This window comes from Mesorhizobium sp. M0152 (assembly GCF_040322415.1).
Classification (GTDB): domain Bacteria; phylum Pseudomonadota; class Alphaproteobacteria; order Rhizobiales; family Rhizobiaceae; genus Mesorhizobium.
On record NZ_JAMYTH010000001.1, the window covers coordinates 93,445 to 109,869 of the forward strand.

Sequence of the window (16,425 nt, forward strand, 5' to 3'; positions counted from 1 at the left end):
TTCGATGGCCTCGCCGCCCAGGGGCGGCCTGCGAGACGCCGCAGGCATTTGCGATTTGAGCTTCGGGACGACGACAGGACGCAATGGACAAAGGAGCGGAGCATGACGCCACCTGACCATCACAAAGGGCTCCACATCGCGATGGAGCCGCGGCGGGCATAAGTGCCAAGAGTTGGCGGTTTCGCCGCCAGGCAAACCATGAACCTGCCGTACCGTTAAAATCAGAGACTGCTAGTCGGATCGTCGGCTGAACACCGCGAAGCATCCGAAATCAAACGCCGGCAGTATATTCCCGGCAAGAGATTGGATTTTAAATCCAGAGAAGCCCCGTCCGTTTGCGCAAAGCACGGCGGGGCTATTCTTTTAGGCGAGATGATCTCCAAAAGCGTGCCCGCCCAATAGCGCGGACCTTGAGAAGATGAATCGCAAACCCTCCGGCTGATGTCACCGGTTGGAGGGCTTGATCGAACCTGCGCCGACATCGACAGTGATGCTGCCGGAAATCCTGACGTCCGTGTCGCCGATCTTGAACTGGCCGTCGCCGTTGCTGGGGAACGCGTCGTCGGACTCGGGCTGCGGAGCCGGCCTGGCGATGCGATACTCGCTGCTCACGCCGGGCAGGGCGCCTTTCCGTGGCGAGTTGTCTTCGGCGCGTGCCGTGCCGGACACCAGGCCGGCAATGGCGAGCATCGCAATGGCGATGCGGTGTGAAGTTCTGGACGGAAGAAGGTAGGCCATTCCTCATTTATAGTCATGTGGCGCCGACGGAACCAGACAGCCATCGTCAAATCTTCGGCAACCGGATTCACGCCGCCTTTTTGCGTGTGTCGAAGACGTGGTCGACGATGCCCCACGCCTGGGCTTCGCGGGCGGTCATGAAGTGGTCGCGGTCCAGCGTTCGCTCGACCTCTTCGTAGCTGCGTCCGCAATGCTGCGCATAGAGTTCGGTCATGTGGCGTTTCGTCTGGCCGATGCGCTCGGCATGGCGCTGGATGTCGGAGGCCTGGCCCTGGAAACCGCCCAGCGGCTGATGCAGCAGGATGGTGGCGTTGGGCAGCGAAATGCGGCGTCCCGGCGAACCCGCCATCAGCAGGAACGATCCCATCGAAGCGGCAAAGCCCATGCAGACGGTCGACACCGGGCAGCTGATGTACTGCATCGTGTCGTAGATGGCGAAACCGCTGGTCACCACGCCACCCGGCGAGTTGATGTAGAGCGAGATCTCCTTGTCGGGATTGTCCGATTCCAGCGACAGAAGCTGTGCGCAGACCAGCGCCGAGGTGTCGTCGTTGATCTCGCCGTTGATGAAGATGATGCGCTCGCGCAGCAGCCGCGAGAAAATGTCGAACGCGCGTTCGCCGCGGCTCGATTGCTCGATCACCATCGGCACCAGATTGGCAACACCGCTCATAATCTTCTCCATTGTCCTGGTCAGGCCGCGCGCAGCATCGGCAAAGATGTGTTCGCGGCGACGGGTTTCGCGGGCCCGCGCAGTCCCAGCGAAAGCCGGCATCCGGCACCCGCCGTGGCAACAGCGGGCATTGCCTTGCGGGCAAAGCCGTCATGGACGATGCGCAGATGCGTGCCGCCGGAAACGGTGCGGGCGAGCGTGAAGGTTACGATGCTGTCGAGCGCGTCCTGCCTGGCATCGCCCGGCTGCTCGCGCCAGGAATAGCGCAGCAGCCGTTCGGGTTCGGCGTCAAGGATTTCGCATTCGATCGCAGCATCCGGCCCGGCGAAGGCGAAACGGCTGCCGGTCTGCGGCCTGATATCGTTCGGCATCATCCAGGCCGCGAGCAGTTCCGGCACGGTCAGCGCCCGCCACACTTTTTCCGGCGGCTCGGTGAGATCGTACTCGAACTCGATCGCATCGAGAGCGGCTTCGGTTTGGCTTTCGTGCTTCATTGGTCCATGTCCTTCAAAACCGCCTTCAGCCTTTCGATGCGATCCGGCCAGAAGGCCCGGTAGCGTTCGATCCAGGAGAGCAGGGGTGTAAGCCCCCGCGGATCGGCGCGATAATAGGCGTTGCGGCCGGAGCGCCGCTCGGTCACGAGGCCGGCTCCGCGCAAAACCGCCAGATGTTGCGACACGGCCGGCTGCGACACCGTCATGCCGCTGCGCAGTTCCGACACGCTCATCTCGGTTGTCGCCAGCCGCTCAAAGACGGCGCGGCGCGTCGGGTCGGCCAGGGCTCGGAAAATCTCGGCTTCGATCATGACGAAAGCATAAGTGGATACTTATCGATTTGGCAAGGGCTGTTTTGAAACCCATATGTGGGGCTTCCAGCATTGCTGCCATTCCTTGACAATCGGCGGCAATGCGTGTAGAACGAAAAGAGAACAAAAACCTTGTGGGAAAAGCCAGCCTTAGCAGGCGGCGACTGTCGACAGCCTGTAAGGTGCTGCGACAAAAATTTGTTTCGGACGAGCGCGGAGAAATATCATGGCGGGTAGCGTCAACAAAGTCATTCTGGTCGGCAATCTCGGCGCGGACCCGGAAATCCGTCGCCTGAATTCGGGCGAGCCGGTCGTCAACATCCGCATCGCCACGTCGGAAAGCTGGCGCGACAAGAATTCTGGCGAGCGCAAGGAAAAGACCGAGTGGCACAATGTCGTGATCTTCAATGAGGGGATCGCCAAGGTCGCCGAGCAGTATTTGAAGAAGGGCATGAAGGTCTATGTCGAGGGCCAGCTGCAGACCCGCAAATGGCAGGACCAGACCGGTGCCGACAAATACACGACGGAAGTCGTGCTGCAGAAGTTCCGCGGCGAATTGCAGATGCTCGACGCGCGCGGACAGGGCGAAGGCGGCCAGGTCGGCGGCTATTCCGGCGGCAGCAGCCGTGGCTCCGATTTCGGCCAGTCCAGCCCGGGCGAAAGCTTCAATCGCGGCGGCGGCGCTTCCAAGGGCGGCGGTGGCGGCGGTTCTTCGCGCGAGCTGGACGACGAAATTCCGTTCTGAGCATCGACACGGGCGTGACGGGCATCTGAGGAGAGGGCGCGATGTCGCTCGGACCGCTCCTATCGGCACGTCCTCCGATCCCATGGCATGCGTTTGCGGCTTTTGCCGCGCTGGCGATAGGCGGCGCGCAGCTGGCGCTGCCGAAAGGCACGCTGCGCCACCGCGCGATGGGCTATCTCTGGGCGGCGCTGATGCTGGCCGTTGCCATCTCGAGTTTCTGGATCCAGCAGATACGGCTCCTTGGCCCTTTCAGCCCGATCCATCTCTTGTCGATCCTGGTGCTGGTCACGGTGCCGCTGGCGGTCTGGCATGCACGCAATCACCGCGTCGCCAAGCACCGCAAGGCGATGATTGCGCTGTATGTCTTTGCGTTGGTCGGCGCCGGCATCTTCACGCTGTTGCCGGGCAGGGTCATGCACGACGTGGTCTTCGGGGTCGCGCGTAGCGGCCCGTGAACTCTTCTCTAGTCCCAGGCATGGACAGTGTTGCGGCGAAAGGATGTTTCAGTTGAAAGCACGCATCAAATGGGTCGAGGAACGCACCTTCGTCGGCGAATCCGGCACGGGCCACAAGGTCGTGCTGGGGACTGCGTTCGGACCGGAAGGTAAAACGCCGGGGCCGAGCCCAATGGAGCTGGTGTTGATCGGCACCGGCGGCTGTTCGGCCTATGACGTGGTGCATATCCTCGAAAAGGGCCGCGAGGCGGTCGAGGACTGCGTGGTCGAGCTCGACGCCGACCGGGCCGAAACCGAGCCCAGGGTTTTCACCCGCATCCACATGCATTTCGTCGTCAAGGGCAAGGCGCTCTCCAGCGACAAGGTCAAGCGGGCGATCGATCTTTCGATCGAGAAATACTGCTCGGCCTCCGCGATGCTGGCCAAGACCGCTGCGATCACCCACGATTTCGAAGTGATCGATATGACGGCGAAGTAGGGTCGCCGTCGACAGGCGGCCCGTCGCGCATCACCCCACCATCAATGCCTTGATGCCGTCCGCGACGAACTGCACGGCAAGTGCGGCCAGGATGACGCCGAGCAGGCGGGTCAGGATCGAACGGCCGGTCTGGCCGAGGATGCGGTCGATGCGCTCCGACAGCACGAACACCAGATAGGTAATGGCGAGGCAGACGAAGATGATGCCGACCAGAGCCGCCTGCGCGCCAAAACCCTGAAACGAACCGGAGAGCAGCACCGTCGCCGAAATCGCGCCGGGGCCGGCGATCAGCGGGATCGCCAGCGGGAAGGCGGCGATGTTGTGGATCATGTCCTTGGTGATGGCGACGTCACCGATCTTCTCCTTGCGGTCCTGCCGGCGCTCGAACACCATTTCGAAGGCGATGAAGAACAGGAGAAAACCGCCGGCGACGCGGAAGGCCGGCAGCGTGATGCCGAACACCGACAGGATCGAGGCGCCGGCGACCGCGAACAGCGCCATCACCAGGAAGCCGATGACCGAGGCGCGCACGGACACCTGCTGGCGCTCCTCGCGGTTCATGCCGCGCGTGACGGCAAGAAACAGCGGCGCCAGGCCGGGCGGATCGATGGTCACGAGAATGGTGACGAAGGCGTTGAACAGGCTGTCGAAATTCGGCATCTCTGACCCTCCCACCGGGCAGAGCCCGCACCAGGATATTGGTAGAGCAAAGACCGGTCGGGGGGAACCGCCAGGGAAGCTGTTCATGTCCCGGGAATTCAACCTTTTGGAAGCCGGCGGGCCGGCGCCCCCCTCTGTCCTGCCCGTCCTCCGCACAGCTGCGGAGGGTGGACCGGACATCTTCCCCCACGAGGGGGGAGATCGGCAGCTTCGGCGTTAGCTCGGTCCGCGAAGGATCGCTACGGAACCGCCTTTAGCCATCAAGTTCCGCTTGCCGCCGCGCCAGGAATTCCACCTCCAGCCGCCATGTCGCGCCATTGTCATGCGAGCGCTCGCCGAGCCAGCGGAACGAGTTCCCGGTGATCCGCGAAAAGCTCCAGCGCACGGAGGAGCCGGTGTCGTCAGCGCCGACTTGCACGATCGTGTCGCCGTCGGCGCGGCCGAGCTGGCGGCTAAAATACTGGCTGCGCGGATCACTCCAGAAGATGTGCCAGGCATCCGCGCCGGGATCGTAGACCCGCAGCGTCGTGCCATAGAACGTCCATTTGCCGAGCGAGGGCGAGGGGCCGGCGTCGCGGGCAGGCAGGATCCAGACGTCCTGGACGGCGCGGCCCTCCAGAACCCAGCCAAAATGCACCTCGCCGCGCCCGGTCAGCACGGTACCGTCTTCAAGCTGGCGCGAGGCGTCGAAAGTCCAGGCACCGACGAAGCGACCATAAAGGTTCAGCTTTTCGGCAAGCCCGTCGATGGGGCCCGGGCTGTGCAAAGCCTCGGCAAAGGAAGATTGGTCGAACATGGTTTCGGTCTCTTCTTGTCAGGAGACCCGGAATCTAGGCGGTGGCGGGGTTCTGGGCTTGGGAAAAATTGCTATAATTCGGCCATGACGGCGACCACGCATACGCTCGCATCCGGGCCCGGCTGGCACGTGGCGGATGTGGTCTGCACGGCCAGCGCCGGCGACCGGCCGTTCGAGGAGGCGCATCAGGATTTCTGTATCGCGGCGGTCACCAGCGGCGCGTTCCGCTACCGCGCCCAACAAGGCACCGAGATGCTGGCGCCGGGCGCGCTGCTGCTCGGCAATTCCGGCACATGCTACGAATGCGGGCACGAACATGGCGGCGGCGACCGCTGCCTCTCATTTCACTTCGAGCCGGCCTATATGGAACGGATCGTGGCCGGCGTGCCGGGCGCCAGCAATCTGGCTTTCGAAGCGCCGCGCCTGCCACCTTTGCCGGCCCTGGCGCCACTGCTGGCTGAGGCGGAGACGGCGCGAGAGATGGGCGACCGGGACGCCTTCGAGGAACTCGGATTGCGCATCGCGGGTGCCGCCGTGGCTACGGTCTCCAGCGCGGCGCGCGCTGGGCGCCAGCCGAGCCGCCGCGACCAGAAGCGGGTTGCCGAAGCGGTGCGGCGGATCGAGTTGGATGCCGAAGGGTCGGTTTCGCTTTCAGCGCTTGCGGATGCGACAGCGACCAGCCCCTATCATTTCCTGCGCGTCTTCCGGCAGGTCGCCGGCATGACGCCCCACCAGTTCCTGCTCAAGACCCGGCTGAACCGCGCGGCGGTGCGGTTGCGCACATCAGACGACGCGGTCTCGGCGATCGCCTTCGCGGCCGGCTTCAACGATCTGTCGAGCTTCAACCGCCGGTTTCGGCGCGTGATGGGAGAAACGCCGGGCAATTTTCGCGCCCGCCGTGGCGCATTCGGCCGCACCCCGCTTGCCCTGGTCCCGTGAAATGGGTGCCCGAGCGCTCGGCGCATGCGGAGGCAGCCATGGGATCCAACTCATCATGCTCGTGGCTTTCGCTTGGGGGGAAATGGTTCATTGCCGGCTGTTGCCCTGGCGGCGGCGAAAAGCGCGGTGGCCATATCGTCGCAATCAGCGGTATCCTTTTGAAATCCCCATAAAAAATGACACTGGAAAAGTGCCTCTAAGGTTGGAGTTTCGGCGTTGGTTCCTATATAAGCACCAAGTGATTCCTGTTTAGATTGTGATCCGATTTGACCGACCAGAAGACACCGCGCGGCGCCGACGGCGGCCCCACCGGCATCGAGCCGATATCCATCATCGAGGAGATGCAGCGCTCCTATCTCGATTACGCCATGAGCGTGATCGTGAGCCGTGCGTTGCCGGACGTGCGCGACGGCCTGAAGCCGGTTCATCGGCGCATTCTCTTCGCCGCCCATGAAAGCGGCTACCACTGGAATCGCAAATATGTGAAATCGGCGCGTCCGGTCGCCGACGTGATGGGTAAATACCATCCGCATGGCGACGCCTCGATCTATGACGCCTTGGTGCGCATGGCGCAGGACTGGTCGCTGCGCGTGCCGCTGATCGACGGGCAAGGCAATTTCGGTTCGATCGACGGCGATCCGCCGGCGGCGATGCGCTACACCGAATCGCGGCTGACCAAGGTCGCGCATGAAATGCTGGAGGACATCGACAAGGAAACCGTCGATTTCCAGGACACCTACGATGCTTCCGGCAGCGAGCCGAAAGTGTTGCCGGCGCGGTTCCCCAACCTCCTGGTCAACGGCTCCGGCGGCATCGCCGTCGGCATGGCCACGAATATCCCGCCGCATAATCTCAGTGAAGTCTGCAATGGCGCCATCGCCATCATCGACAATCCGGCGATCGACCTGCCGGCGCTGATGGAGATCATTCCGGGGCCGGATTTCCCGACCGGCGGCATCGTGCTTGGCCGCTCCGGCATCTACAACGCCTATTCGACCGGCCGCGGTTCCATCGTCATGCGCGGCAAGGTCAACATCGAACAGCGCGGCAACGACCGTGAATCGATCATCGTCACCGAGGTTCCCTACCAGGTGAACAAGGCGTCGATGATCGAGAAGATGGCCGAGCTGGTGCGGGACAAGCGCATCGAGGGCATTTCCGATATCCGCGACGAGAGCGATCGCCAGGGATACCGCGTCGTCATCGAGTTGAAGCGCGATGCCGTCGCCGACGTCGTTCTCAACCAGCTTTACCGCTTCACGCCGCTGCAGACCTCTTTTGGCGCCAATATGGTGGCGCTGAATGGCGGCAAGCCGGAACTGATGACCTTGACCGACATGCTGAGGGCATTCGTCGCCTTCCGCGAGGAAGTGGTCACCCGGCGGACGAAATTCCTGCTGCGCAAGGCCCGCGACCGCGCCCATGTGCTGGTCGGCCTGGCCATCGCCGTCGCCAACATAGACGAGATCATCAAGCTGATCCGCACCGCGCCCGATCCGCAAACGGCGCGCGAGCAGTTGATGGAGCGGCGCTGGCCGTCCGGCGACGTCGAATCACTGATCCTTCTGATCGACGATCCCCGTCATCGCATCAATGAGGACGGCACCTACAATCTCTCCGAGGAACAGGCGCGCGCCATCCTCGAACTGCGCCTGCAGCGCCTGACCGCGCTCGGCCGCGACGAGATCGCCGATGAATTGAACACGATCGGCGCCGAGATCGTCGATTATTTGGACATCCTGTCTTCCCGCGTGCGCGTGCAGCAGATCGTCAAGGACGAGCTTGCCGCCGTGCGCGACGAATTCGGCACCCCACGCCGCACCGAACTCGCCGAGGGTGGGGCGGACATGGAAGACGAGGACCTGATCCAGCGCGAGGACATGGTCGTGACGGTGAGCCATTCCGGCTACATCAAGCGCGTGCCGCTGTCGCTCTACCGGGCGCAGCGCCGCGGCGGCAAAGGCCGCTCGGGCATGTCGACTAAGGAAGAGGATTTCGTCACCCGGCTGTTCGTGGCCAACACCCACACGCCGGTGCTGTTCTTCTCCTCGCGCGGCATCGTCTACAAGGAAAAGGTGTGGCGTCTGCCGATCGGCAACCCGCAGTCGCGCGGCAAGGCGCTGATCAACATGCTGCCGCTGGAACAGGGCGAGCGCATCACCACCATCATGCCGCTGCCCGAGGACGAGACGAGCTGGGGCGAACTCGACGTGATGTTCGCCACCACGCGCGGCACGGTGCGCCGCAACAAGCTTTCCGACTTCGTCCAGGTCAACCGCAACGGCAAGATCGCCATGAAGCTGGAGGAGGCAGGCGACGAGATCCTCGGTGTCGAGACCTGTACCGACAATGACGACGTGCTTCTGACCGCCAGTTCCGGCCAGTGCATCCGCTTCTCCGTGGGCGATGTGCGCGTCTTCCAGAGCCGCAACTCCGTCGGCGTGCGCGGCATCGCCATGGCCGATTCGGACAGGGTGATTTCGATGGCTGTCATCGAGAATGTCGATGCGCCGCCGGCCGAACGCGCCGCCTATCTCAAGCGGGCGGCGGCCGACCGCCGGCTTGCCGCCGGCGTCGCGACCGGCGAAGAGGAAGAGATCGCGCTTACGAACGAAGAGGTCGGCGAGGAGACGGAGCTTTCCGACGAACGCTACGAGTTCCTCAAGGCACATGAGCAGTTCGTGCTGACGGTCACCGAATATGGCTACGGCAAGCGCTCGTCATCCTATGACTTCCGGCTGACTGGACGAGGCGGCAAGGGCATCCGCGCCACCGACGTCTCGAAGACCGCCGAGATCGGCAGGCTGGTGGCGACCTTCCCGGTCGGCAATGACGATCAGATCATGCTGGTGTCGGACGGCGGCACCGTCATCCGCGTGCCGGTCGCCGGCATTCGTTTCGCCAGCCGCGCCACCAAGGGCGTGACCATCTTCAACACGGCGGACGGTGAAAAGGTCGTATCGGTCGAGCGGATATCGGAGCCGCAGTCGGACGAGGAAAGCGAAGAGATCGTCGAAGTCGGTGTCGCTGCGGATACGACCGATGCTGGCCCGGATGGTGCGGAATAAGGACGGTGTGGAATAAGGCTGGGGCAGCGTAGCTCCCGACACAGCAACGCCGGCCCACTGGCCGGCGCGTCGGCAAATTCGGACTGACTTAGTAGTGACGATACGGCTTGCGGGGGCCGAAGCCTTCGAATCGCTTGGTGGTTGCCTTGACGCGGATACGTTGTGCCTCCTGATGCAGCCCCAATACGGTGGCGATCAGCATGACGACGGTCATTGCGGTGGCGAGCATGTAGATCAGCATTTGCGTGTTCTCCTGCGCCTTACAACGGATAGATAGGATTTTGGTTTCATCTTAATAAGGGTTCAACCTAGTGAACGCTGCGTGAAGGCTTCGTGATCGGCTTGTTCATCTGTCGTTCATGCGCCGGAAAAGGTTCACGGGCGTCGCATTAACGGATTTGCCTTCCGCCGACGCGCCCGCTAGAAGCACCGCCATGATCGAACGTATCGCCCTTTATGCCGGCTCCTTCGACCCGCTGACCAACGGCCATCTCGATGTGCTGAAAGCATCGCTGGCGGTGGCCGACATCGTCTATGCGGCGATCGGCATTCATCCGGGCAAGAAGCCGCTGTTTTCCTTCGAGGAGCGGGTGCAACTGATCGAAGCCGCAACCAAAGCCGAATTTGGCCGCGACGGCGCCCGCATAAAGGTCGTTGCCTTTGACGGGTTGGTCATCGACGCGGCCCGCAAAGAGGGCGCCTCGATCATGATCCGCGGCCTGCGCGACGGCACCGATCTAGACTATGAAATGCAGATGGCCGGCATGAACGAGACCATGGCGCCGGAGCTGCAGACGGTTTTTCTGCCTGCAAGCCCCTCGGTGCGCACCATTACCGCCACACTTGTCCGCCAGATTGCCTCGATGGGCGGTGACATCCGCCCCTTCGTGCCGGCGGCCGTTGCCGGCGCACTCACCGCCAAATTCGCGAAATGATGCATGTCGTCCCAGAAGTGGAACCCGGTTTTTGGGACAACGCATCCATGAACATAAATTTTCGGAGAGCCATCCCATGCAGCTGAAAAAGCTTGCCTCGTTCCTCGTCGTACTTGCCGGTCTCGTGACCGCATCGGTCTCGGCGTATGCCGCCGATCCGGAAAACACCATGGTCATCACGCTGAAAGACGGCGATGTGACCATCGCGCTCCGCCCCGATCTGGCGCCGAAGCATGTCGCACAGATCAAGAAACTTGTGCGCGAGCATGCCTATGACAATGTCGCCTTCCACCGCGTTATCGATGGCTTCATGGCGCAGACCGGCGACGTGAAGTTCGGCAACCTGAGCAAGGGCTTCAGCGCCGAGGCAGTCGGCACCGGCGGTTCCGATCTGCCCGACCTGCCGGCGGAGTTCTCGCAGACCGAGCATTTCAAGCGCGGCGTGGTCGGCATGGCCCGCTCGCAGGATCCGAACTCGGCCAATTCTCAGTTCTTCATCATGTTCGCGCCGGCGCCGCCGCTCGACGGGCAGTACACCATCGTCGGTAATGTCGTCAGCGGCATGGAACTGGTGGACCAGATCAAGAAGGGCGAAGAGGCCGACAACGGCACGGTCACCGAACCTGACCGGATGATCAAGGTGCGCATCGCCGCCGACAAATAATTCTGTTTTTTGAAGAAGGATATCTGACATGGCCGAAATCAAGGACCGCGAAAACGCGCTCATCATGGAAACGACCAAGGGCAAGGTCGTCATCGAAATGCTCCCCGACCTGGCTCCGGGCCATGTCGCCCGTATCAAGGAATTGGCGCGTGAAGGCGCTTATGACGGCGTGGTCTTCCACCGCGTCATCGAGGGCTTCATGGCGCAGACCGGCGACGTCAAGTTCGGCAATTCGAGCAAGCCTTCCTTCGCGCCGTCGCGCGCGGGCATGGGCGGTTCCGACAAGCCGGACCTGAAAGCCGAATTCTCCAACGCCAACCATGGCCGCGGCACCTGCTCGATGGCGCGTTCGCAGAACCCGAACTCGGCCAATTCGCAGTTCTTCATCTGCTTCGACGATGCCGCCTTCCTCAACCGCCAGTACACGGTATGGGGCCAGGTCATCGAAGGCATGGACAATGTCGACAAGATCAAGCGCGGCGAGCCGGTGCAGGATCCCGACAAGATCGTGTCGCTGAAGGTCGCGGCCGACGTCAAGTAAGGCAAAACGACAATGATGGGCGCCATCTGGTCGCTTCTCGGAATCCTGTCCGGCGCCTTCATTGCCATTCAGGCGCCGATCAATTCGCAGCTGGCGCGCGGCCTGGGTCTTCCGGTCGCGGCGGCGGCGTTTTCGTTCCTGTCGGGCGCGATCGTGCTCGGCATCATTGCGGTCGTGGTGGTGAAGCTGCAAGGCATCTCGCTCGACTGGAAGGCGCCGGCGCCCTGGCTGTTCCTGGCCGGCGGCATGCTGGGCGGCTTCTATGTCACGCTCTCCACAATCCTGACGCCGCGTATCGGTGCTGCCGCGCTGATGGCATTTCTGGTGGCCGGCCAGTTGCTGGCCGGCATGCTCATCGACCGCATCGGCTTCCTCGGCGTCGCGGTGCGTGAAATCTCGCTCGGCCGCATCGCCGGCGCGGTGCTGCTGCTGGCCGGAGCGCTGCTCGTCCGGCTCTACTGATGCGCGTCGACCTCTTCGACTTCGACCTGCCGGAGGAGCGCATCGCGCTTCGCCCGGCAGAGCCGCGCGACAGCGCAAAAATGCTGGTGGTCAAGCCGGGGAAAGCGCTCGAAGACCGGACTGTTGGCGAACTGCCCGCCTTGCTCAGGGAAGGCGATGTGCTGGTCTTCAATGACACCAAGGTCATTCCGGCCCAGCTCAAAGGCATTAGGCGGCGCGGCGAGGCACAGGCGCAAGTCGAAGCCACGCTGCACATGCGCATGGCGCCGGACCGCTGGCTGGCCTTCATGCGGCCGGGCAAGCGCATCGCCGCCGGCGACCGCATCCATTTTGGCCATGACGCCAATTCCTGTTTCCTCGGCCAGCTCGACGCCACCGTGATCGAGAGAGGCGAGGGCGGCGAGGCGCTGCTCGGCTTCGACCTGTCGGGACCTTTCCTCGACGAGGCGCTGCACGCCGTCGGCCATATTCCGCTGCCGCCCTATATCGCCTCGAAGCGCGACGACGACGAACGCGACCGGGCCGACTACCAGACCATCTATGCCAAGGAGGAGGGCGCGGTCGCGGCACCGACGGCAGGCCTGCACTTCACGCCGGAGCTGTTTGCCGCTCTCGATGCCCGGGGTGTCGAGCGCCGCTTCGTCACCTTGCATGTCGGCGCCGGCACGTTCCTGCCGGTGAAGGTGGACGATACCGCCGAGCACAAGATGCATGCCGAGATTGGCTCGGTCAGTGATGCAACCTCCAACGCGCTGAACGCAGCAAAGGCGAGGGGCGGGCGCATCATCGCCGTCGGCACGACCTCACTGCGCCTACTGGAGAGTGCCGCGCGCGAGGATGGCACTCTGCTGGCCTGGTCCGGCCCCACCGATATCTTCATCACGCCCGGCTACCGCTTTCGCGTCGCCGACATGCTGATGACCAATTTCCATCTGCCTCGCTCGACCCTGTTCATGCTGGTTTCGGCTTTCAGCGGCCTCGACACGATGCGCGCGGCCTATGCATATGCCATCGAGAACCGATACAGATTTTATTCCTATGGGGACGCAAGCCTGCTCTACCGAGCGGAGGCAATCGATGGACGATGATCTGCAAGCCCCTCGATCGCGAACGCCTGATTGCGGAAGTGAAGAAATTGCGAGCCGGCATTCGCTATCGCCAGTCGCTCGACGAGCAGGCACCGGCGGCCCCGGTCCATGACAAGGAATTCAATGGCTAAGCCATTTACCTTCAACGTATTGGCGACCGATGGTAAAGCGCGCCGCGGCGTGATCGACATGCCGCGCGGCGAAATCCGTACGCCGGCCTTCATGCCGGTCGGCACCGGCGGCACCGTCAAGACGATGTACATGGACCAGGTGCGCGGCGTCGGCGCCGACATCATCCTTGGCAACACCTATCATCTGATGCTGCGGCCGGGCGCCGAGCGCGTGGCGCGGCTCGGCGGCTTGCATGAATTCGCCCGCTGGCCGCAGCCGATCCTCACGGACAGCGGCGGTTTTCAGGTGATGTCGCTGTCGAAGCTGAGGAAACTGACCGAAAAGGGTGTCACCTTCCGCTCGCATATCGATGGTGCCGCTTACGAGATGTCGCCGGAGCGCTCGATCGAAATCCAGGGGCTGCTCGATTCCGACATCCAGATGCAGCTCGACGAGTGCACGGCGCTGCCGGCCGAGACCAAGGAGATCGAGCGCGCCATGGAACTGTCCCTGCGCTGGGCCGAGCGCTGCAAGACGGCGTTCGGCGATCAGCCGGGCAAGGCGATGTTCGGCATCGTTCAAGGCGGCGACAACGCGGCATTGCGGGTGCGTTCCGCGCAGGCGCTGAGCGAAATGGACCTGAAGGGCTACGCGATCGGAGGCCTTGCCGTCGGGGAGCCGCAAGCGGTGATGCTCGAGATGCTCGAGATCACCTGCCCGGAACTGCCTGATAACAAGCCACGCTATCTCATGGGCGTCGGCACGCCCGACGATATCCTGAAATCGGTGGCGCGCGGTATCGACATGTTCGACTGCGTGATGCCGACGCGGGCCGGCCGGCACGGTCTTGCCTATACCAGGCGCGGCAAGGTCAACCTGCGCAACGCCCGCCATGCCGACGATCCTCGCCCGCTGGACGAGGAGAGCGATTGCCCGGCGGCTCGTGACTATTCGCGCGCCTATCTGCACCACCTTGTGCGCTCGCAAGAGGCGCTTGGGGCAATGTTGCTGACCTGGAACAATCTTTCCTATTATCAGAAGCTGATGCAGGACGTCCGCGCCGCCATCGAAGCCCAGACCTTCGAAGCGCGCTCAGCGGAGATTTCCGAAGGTTGGGCGCGGGGCGATATTCCTGCCCTGTGAATGAGCCAGCGTCTGCGTGATAACGATTGACTGGTCGATTGTCCGGACGCAGGGTCCGGTCGGGGTTAAGCCATGACCGTGACGTACGACTTTGGCGGCAAGACCGCGATCGTGACCGGCGGCTCAAGGGGTATCGGCAAAGCCGTTGCCGCGCAGCTGATACAGTCCGGTGCCGATGTCTGGATATGGGATGCGGATCCCTTGCCTCTCGATGGCGCCTATTGCCAGACTGTCGATGTGACCAAGGCACACCAGATAAAGGACGCATTGGCCGGGGTCACAGTCGATGACGGGCGGATCGATATCCTCATCAACAATGCAGGCTACCTTGGCAGCTATCGTGGATTCGAGGCCTTCGATCCGATCGAATGGCAACGGATCATCGGCGTCAACCTGATGGGTGTTTTCGAAGTCACGCACCAGGTTCTGCCGATCATGCGCAAGGCCGGGAGTGGTCGTATCGTTAATATGGGTTCGCTGGCGGGCAAGGAAGGACTGCCGAACCTGGCAGCCTATTCTGCGGCAAGTGCGGGTGTCATTGCTTTCACAAAAGCATTGTCGCGGGAGGTCAGCGACACCGACATCCGCGTCAATTGCGTCGCGCCGGGACCGATCGATACCGAACTCATCAGGCGGCTTGGCAACGATGTCGTAAACGACATGATCAACGCCAGTCCGCTCAGGCGCCTCGGCTCTGTGGATGAAGTCGCGGCATTGGTGCTTTGGCTATGCTCCGATGCCAGCGCGTTCAACACTGGAGCGGTGTTCGATATGTCGGGGGGCAGGGCGCGCTATTGAGCGTTTTTCTACTCAGGTGCTCAGCGAATTCGACGCGCGCAGGCTGCATCCAGTAATCCGGAACGTGCCGTCCGGTTGCTGTTGCAACGTATAGACCGCCTCGTAATCCTTGCCGTCGGGGCCGACGATCAACACCTGCTGGACGATCGAACCGGGGCCGGTCTCCTCGACCTTGCCGAAGGAGTAGCTCCGGGGCTTGCGCACCGGCGGATAGCCGTTGGTCACCATGTTCATAAACGTGTCTACGGTCGGGAATATCTGCTTCACGTTCGGCGCCGCGAAACTATAGGCCGTGGCGCCGTCATCGGCGATGAACGCTTTCAGCTGGCCGTCTATGGCCGTTTGCGCCGCCCTAACCTCGGTATCCCCGGCGTATGCAGACGAAACCAGAAGGAGCGGAACGAACGCGAATGCGAAAAACATGCGGCGCATGGCTTGGTCTCCGTCGTCTCCAAAAAGCCGGCTCCAGAAAAGCTGTTCCAGGTGGCATCCTAACATACGCCTGGCAGTGCTTCACGGTTTCAGCGGCCGCGAATATTCATCCCGCCAGTGCGCTTTTTTCGTGCTTAAGCTTCCTTTAAGGCGGGGCGCTCATCGTGATCAGGGGCGGGAAACGTGCAACGCATGGGACGAATGATGTTCGCGCAGCCTGTCGATCGGCGCCTTTTGCTGAAGGGTGCTGCCAGCCTTGTTGTCCTGGCGCCTCTGCCGGCCTGGGCCAAAACCGCACCAACCGTCGCCGAAGTGGCTTTCGATCCGGCGATACCGGCTCTTGGCAATGCCGATGGCGATGTGACCATCGCCGAGTTCGTCGACTACCAATGCCCCGTGTGCAAGCTCGTCTTTGTCGAACTGAAGAAGCTTATGGCCGAGGATCGGGGCATCCGGCTGGTGATGAAGGATTGGCCGATCTTCGGTGACGTCTCGCGCGATGCGGCGCGGATGGCGTTATCGGCGGGGACCCATTACGCGGCGGCCGTCGATGCGCTGATGGCCAATCAGCGTGGGCTTTCCGAGCGCCGCACCGACACCATTCTCGCCTCGGTAGGCGTCGATGTTGCCGAAGCGCGCGCCGGTCTTGCCGGCCGGAAGCCCGCGATCGACGCATTGCTGTCGCGCAATGATGGCCAGGCGACGGCCTTCAAGTTGCGAGGCACGCCGGCGCTGGTGATCGGCGGCAAGCTTTTCAAGCGCGGCATGCCGGTGGCGGAGCTGCGGGAGGTCGTGGCCAGGGTCCGCGCCGGCTGAGTACCGTCCCAGCGCTTGAAAGCGCGCCTCCAGTCTGCCAGAAGGGCCGCTTGGACCTGGAAATTTAGCGGGACGAAG

Annotated in this window: 22 protein-coding genes; 14 read left to right on the top strand and 8 right to left on the bottom strand. The window is 62.8% G+C overall.

Annotated features, from left to right (window positions below; translation table 11 throughout):
• Positions 1 to 444: 444 nt before the first annotated feature.
• The 4 genes from NKJ26_RS00400 to NKJ26_RS00415 form a co-directional block, all read right to left on the bottom strand.
• Complete coding sequence (locus NKJ26_RS00400; protein ID WP_352599232.1) at positions 445 to 738, bottom strand: hypothetical protein; 294 nt, start codon at positions 736 to 738, stop codon at positions 445 to 447.
• A 67-nt stretch (positions 739 to 805) separates the two neighbouring features.
• On the bottom strand, positions 806 to 1,411 hold the full coding sequence (locus tag NKJ26_RS00405; RefSeq protein ID WP_027025174.1) for an ATP-dependent Clp protease proteolytic subunit: 606 nt from the start codon (positions 1,409 to 1,411) through the stop codon (positions 806 to 808).
• Positions 1,412 to 1,431: 20 nt separating this feature from the next.
• Entirely contained in the window at positions 1,432 to 1,905 is a 474-nt protein-coding gene (locus tag NKJ26_RS00410) for an SRPBCC family protein (protein ID WP_352692892.1), read from the bottom strand.
• The gene (locus NKJ26_RS00415; protein WP_352692894.1) at positions 1,902 to 2,216 is read right to left on the bottom strand and encodes an ArsR/SmtB family transcription factor; all 315 of its coding nucleotides are present in this window, start codon (positions 2,214 to 2,216) and stop codon (positions 1,902 to 1,904) included. The genes NKJ26_RS00410 and NKJ26_RS00415 overlap by 4 nt, the downstream gene beginning before the upstream one ends.
• A 226-nt stretch (positions 2,217 to 2,442) precedes the next feature.
• Here NKJ26_RS00415 and NKJ26_RS00420 point away from each other — a divergent pair, with 226 nt between their 5' ends.
• Genes NKJ26_RS00420 through NKJ26_RS00430 form a run of 3 tightly spaced genes read left to right on the top strand, consistent with a single transcriptional unit; the run spans position 2,443 to position 3,894 of the window.
• Entirely contained in the window at positions 2,443 to 2,961 is a 519-nt protein-coding gene (locus NKJ26_RS00420; protein WP_027025171.1) for a single-stranded DNA-binding protein, read from the top strand.
• 41 nt (positions 2,962 to 3,002) lie between these two features.
• Positions 3,003 to 3,416, top strand: coding sequence for a DUF2306 domain-containing protein (locus tag NKJ26_RS00425; protein ID WP_352692896.1), 414 nt, complete (start codon positions 3,003 to 3,005; stop codon positions 3,414 to 3,416).
• A 52-nt stretch (positions 3,417 to 3,468) separates the two neighbouring features.
• Positions 3,469 to 3,894, top strand: coding sequence for an OsmC family protein (locus NKJ26_RS00430; RefSeq protein ID WP_352599241.1), 426 nt, complete (start codon positions 3,469 to 3,471; stop codon positions 3,892 to 3,894).
• A gap of 30 nt (positions 3,895 to 3,924) precedes the next feature.
• On the opposite strand, the gene NKJ26_RS00435 is transcribed toward NKJ26_RS00430, so the two are convergent.
• Positions 3,925 to 4,554 carry a MarC family protein gene (locus tag NKJ26_RS00435; RefSeq protein ID WP_352599243.1) on the bottom strand — a complete coding sequence of 210 codons (630 nt, stop codon included), beginning with the start codon at positions 4,552 to 4,554 and terminating at the stop codon, positions 3,925 to 3,927.
• Between the two features lie 253 nt (positions 4,555 to 4,807).
• Positions 4,808 to 5,350, bottom strand: coding sequence for a hypothetical protein (locus NKJ26_RS00440; RefSeq protein WP_352692898.1), 543 nt, complete (start codon positions 5,348 to 5,350; stop codon positions 4,808 to 4,810).
• Between the two features lie 84 nt (positions 5,351 to 5,434).
• On the opposite strand from NKJ26_RS00440, the gene NKJ26_RS00445 reads away from it, so the two are divergent.
• Together NKJ26_RS00445 and gyrA are read left to right on the top strand one after the other, a co-directional pair.
• Positions 5,435 to 6,289 (top strand): helix-turn-helix transcriptional regulator, encoded by an 855-nt coding sequence (locus NKJ26_RS00445; RefSeq protein ID WP_352692900.1) that lies wholly within the window; start codon positions 5,435 to 5,437, stop codon positions 6,287 to 6,289.
• A 266-nt stretch (positions 6,290 to 6,555) separates the two neighbouring features.
• Positions 6,556 to 9,357 (top strand): DNA gyrase subunit A, encoded by a 2,802-nt coding sequence (gyrA, locus tag NKJ26_RS00450; RefSeq protein WP_352599250.1) that lies wholly within the window; start codon positions 6,556 to 6,558, stop codon positions 9,355 to 9,357.
• A gap of 88 nt (positions 9,358 to 9,445) precedes the next feature.
• Here the strand turns inward: gyrA and NKJ26_RS00455 are convergent, their stop codons facing one another.
• Positions 9,446 to 9,598 (bottom strand): hypothetical protein, encoded by a 153-nt coding sequence (locus NKJ26_RS00455; RefSeq protein ID WP_352692902.1) that lies wholly within the window; start codon positions 9,596 to 9,598, stop codon positions 9,446 to 9,448.
• Positions 9,599 to 9,791: 193 nt separating this feature from the next.
• Here NKJ26_RS00455 and coaD point away from each other — a divergent pair, with 193 nt between their 5' ends.
• From coaD to NKJ26_RS00495, 8 genes are all read left to right on the top strand, one after another.
• Positions 9,792 to 10,292 carry a pantetheine-phosphate adenylyltransferase gene (gene coaD, locus NKJ26_RS00460; RefSeq protein ID WP_352692904.1) on the top strand — a complete coding sequence of 167 codons (501 nt, stop codon included), beginning with the start codon at positions 9,792 to 9,794 and terminating at the stop codon, positions 10,290 to 10,292.
• A gap of 169 nt (positions 10,293 to 10,461) precedes the next feature.
• On the top strand, positions 10,462 to 10,956 hold the full coding sequence (locus NKJ26_RS00465; protein ID WP_352599371.1) for a peptidylprolyl isomerase: 495 nt from the start codon (positions 10,462 to 10,464) through the stop codon (positions 10,954 to 10,956).
• 28 nt (positions 10,957 to 10,984) lie between these two features.
• The gene (locus NKJ26_RS00470; protein WP_352599256.1) at positions 10,985 to 11,497 is read left to right on the top strand and encodes a peptidylprolyl isomerase; all 513 of its coding nucleotides are present in this window, start codon (positions 10,985 to 10,987) and stop codon (positions 11,495 to 11,497) included.
• Positions 11,498 to 11,509: 12 nt separating this feature from the next.
• On the top strand, positions 11,510 to 11,959 hold the full coding sequence (locus NKJ26_RS00475; RefSeq protein ID WP_027025163.1) for a DMT family transporter: 450 nt from the start codon (positions 11,510 to 11,512) through the stop codon (positions 11,957 to 11,959).
• Positions 11,959 to 13,047, top strand: coding sequence for a tRNA preQ1(34) S-adenosylmethionine ribosyltransferase-isomerase QueA (gene queA / locus NKJ26_RS00480; RefSeq protein ID WP_352692906.1), 1,089 nt, complete (start codon positions 11,959 to 11,961; stop codon positions 13,045 to 13,047). Before NKJ26_RS00475 ends, queA begins: the two co-directional genes overlap by 1 nt.
• Positions 13,044 to 13,178 carry a hypothetical protein gene (locus tag NKJ26_RS00485; protein WP_352692908.1) on the top strand — a complete coding sequence of 45 codons (135 nt, stop codon included), beginning with the start codon at positions 13,044 to 13,046 and terminating at the stop codon, positions 13,176 to 13,178. The genes queA and NKJ26_RS00485 overlap by 4 nt, the downstream gene beginning before the upstream one ends.
• Complete coding sequence (tgt, locus tag NKJ26_RS00490) at positions 13,171 to 14,301, top strand: tRNA guanosine(34) transglycosylase Tgt (protein WP_352692910.1); 1,131 nt, start codon at positions 13,171 to 13,173, stop codon at positions 14,299 to 14,301. The genes NKJ26_RS00485 and tgt overlap by 8 nt, the downstream gene beginning before the upstream one ends.
• Positions 14,302 to 14,373: 72 nt before the next feature.
• The gene (locus NKJ26_RS00495) at positions 14,374 to 15,099 is read left to right on the top strand and encodes an SDR family NAD(P)-dependent oxidoreductase (protein ID WP_352599265.1); all 726 of its coding nucleotides are present in this window, start codon (positions 14,374 to 14,376) and stop codon (positions 15,097 to 15,099) included.
• A gap of 12 nt (positions 15,100 to 15,111) precedes the next feature.
• Here the strand turns inward: NKJ26_RS00495 and NKJ26_RS00500 are convergent, their stop codons facing one another.
• On the bottom strand, positions 15,112 to 15,531 hold the full coding sequence (locus NKJ26_RS00500; RefSeq protein WP_352692912.1) for a DUF4864 domain-containing protein: 420 nt from the start codon (positions 15,529 to 15,531) through the stop codon (positions 15,112 to 15,114).
• A 192-nt stretch (positions 15,532 to 15,723) separates the two neighbouring features.
• On the opposite strand from NKJ26_RS00500, the gene NKJ26_RS00505 reads away from it, so the two are divergent.
• The gene (locus tag NKJ26_RS00505) at positions 15,724 to 16,347 is read left to right on the top strand and encodes a DsbA family protein (RefSeq protein WP_352692914.1); all 624 of its coding nucleotides are present in this window, start codon (positions 15,724 to 15,726) and stop codon (positions 16,345 to 16,347) included.
• The last annotated feature ends 78 nt before the right edge of the window (positions 16,348 to 16,425 follow it).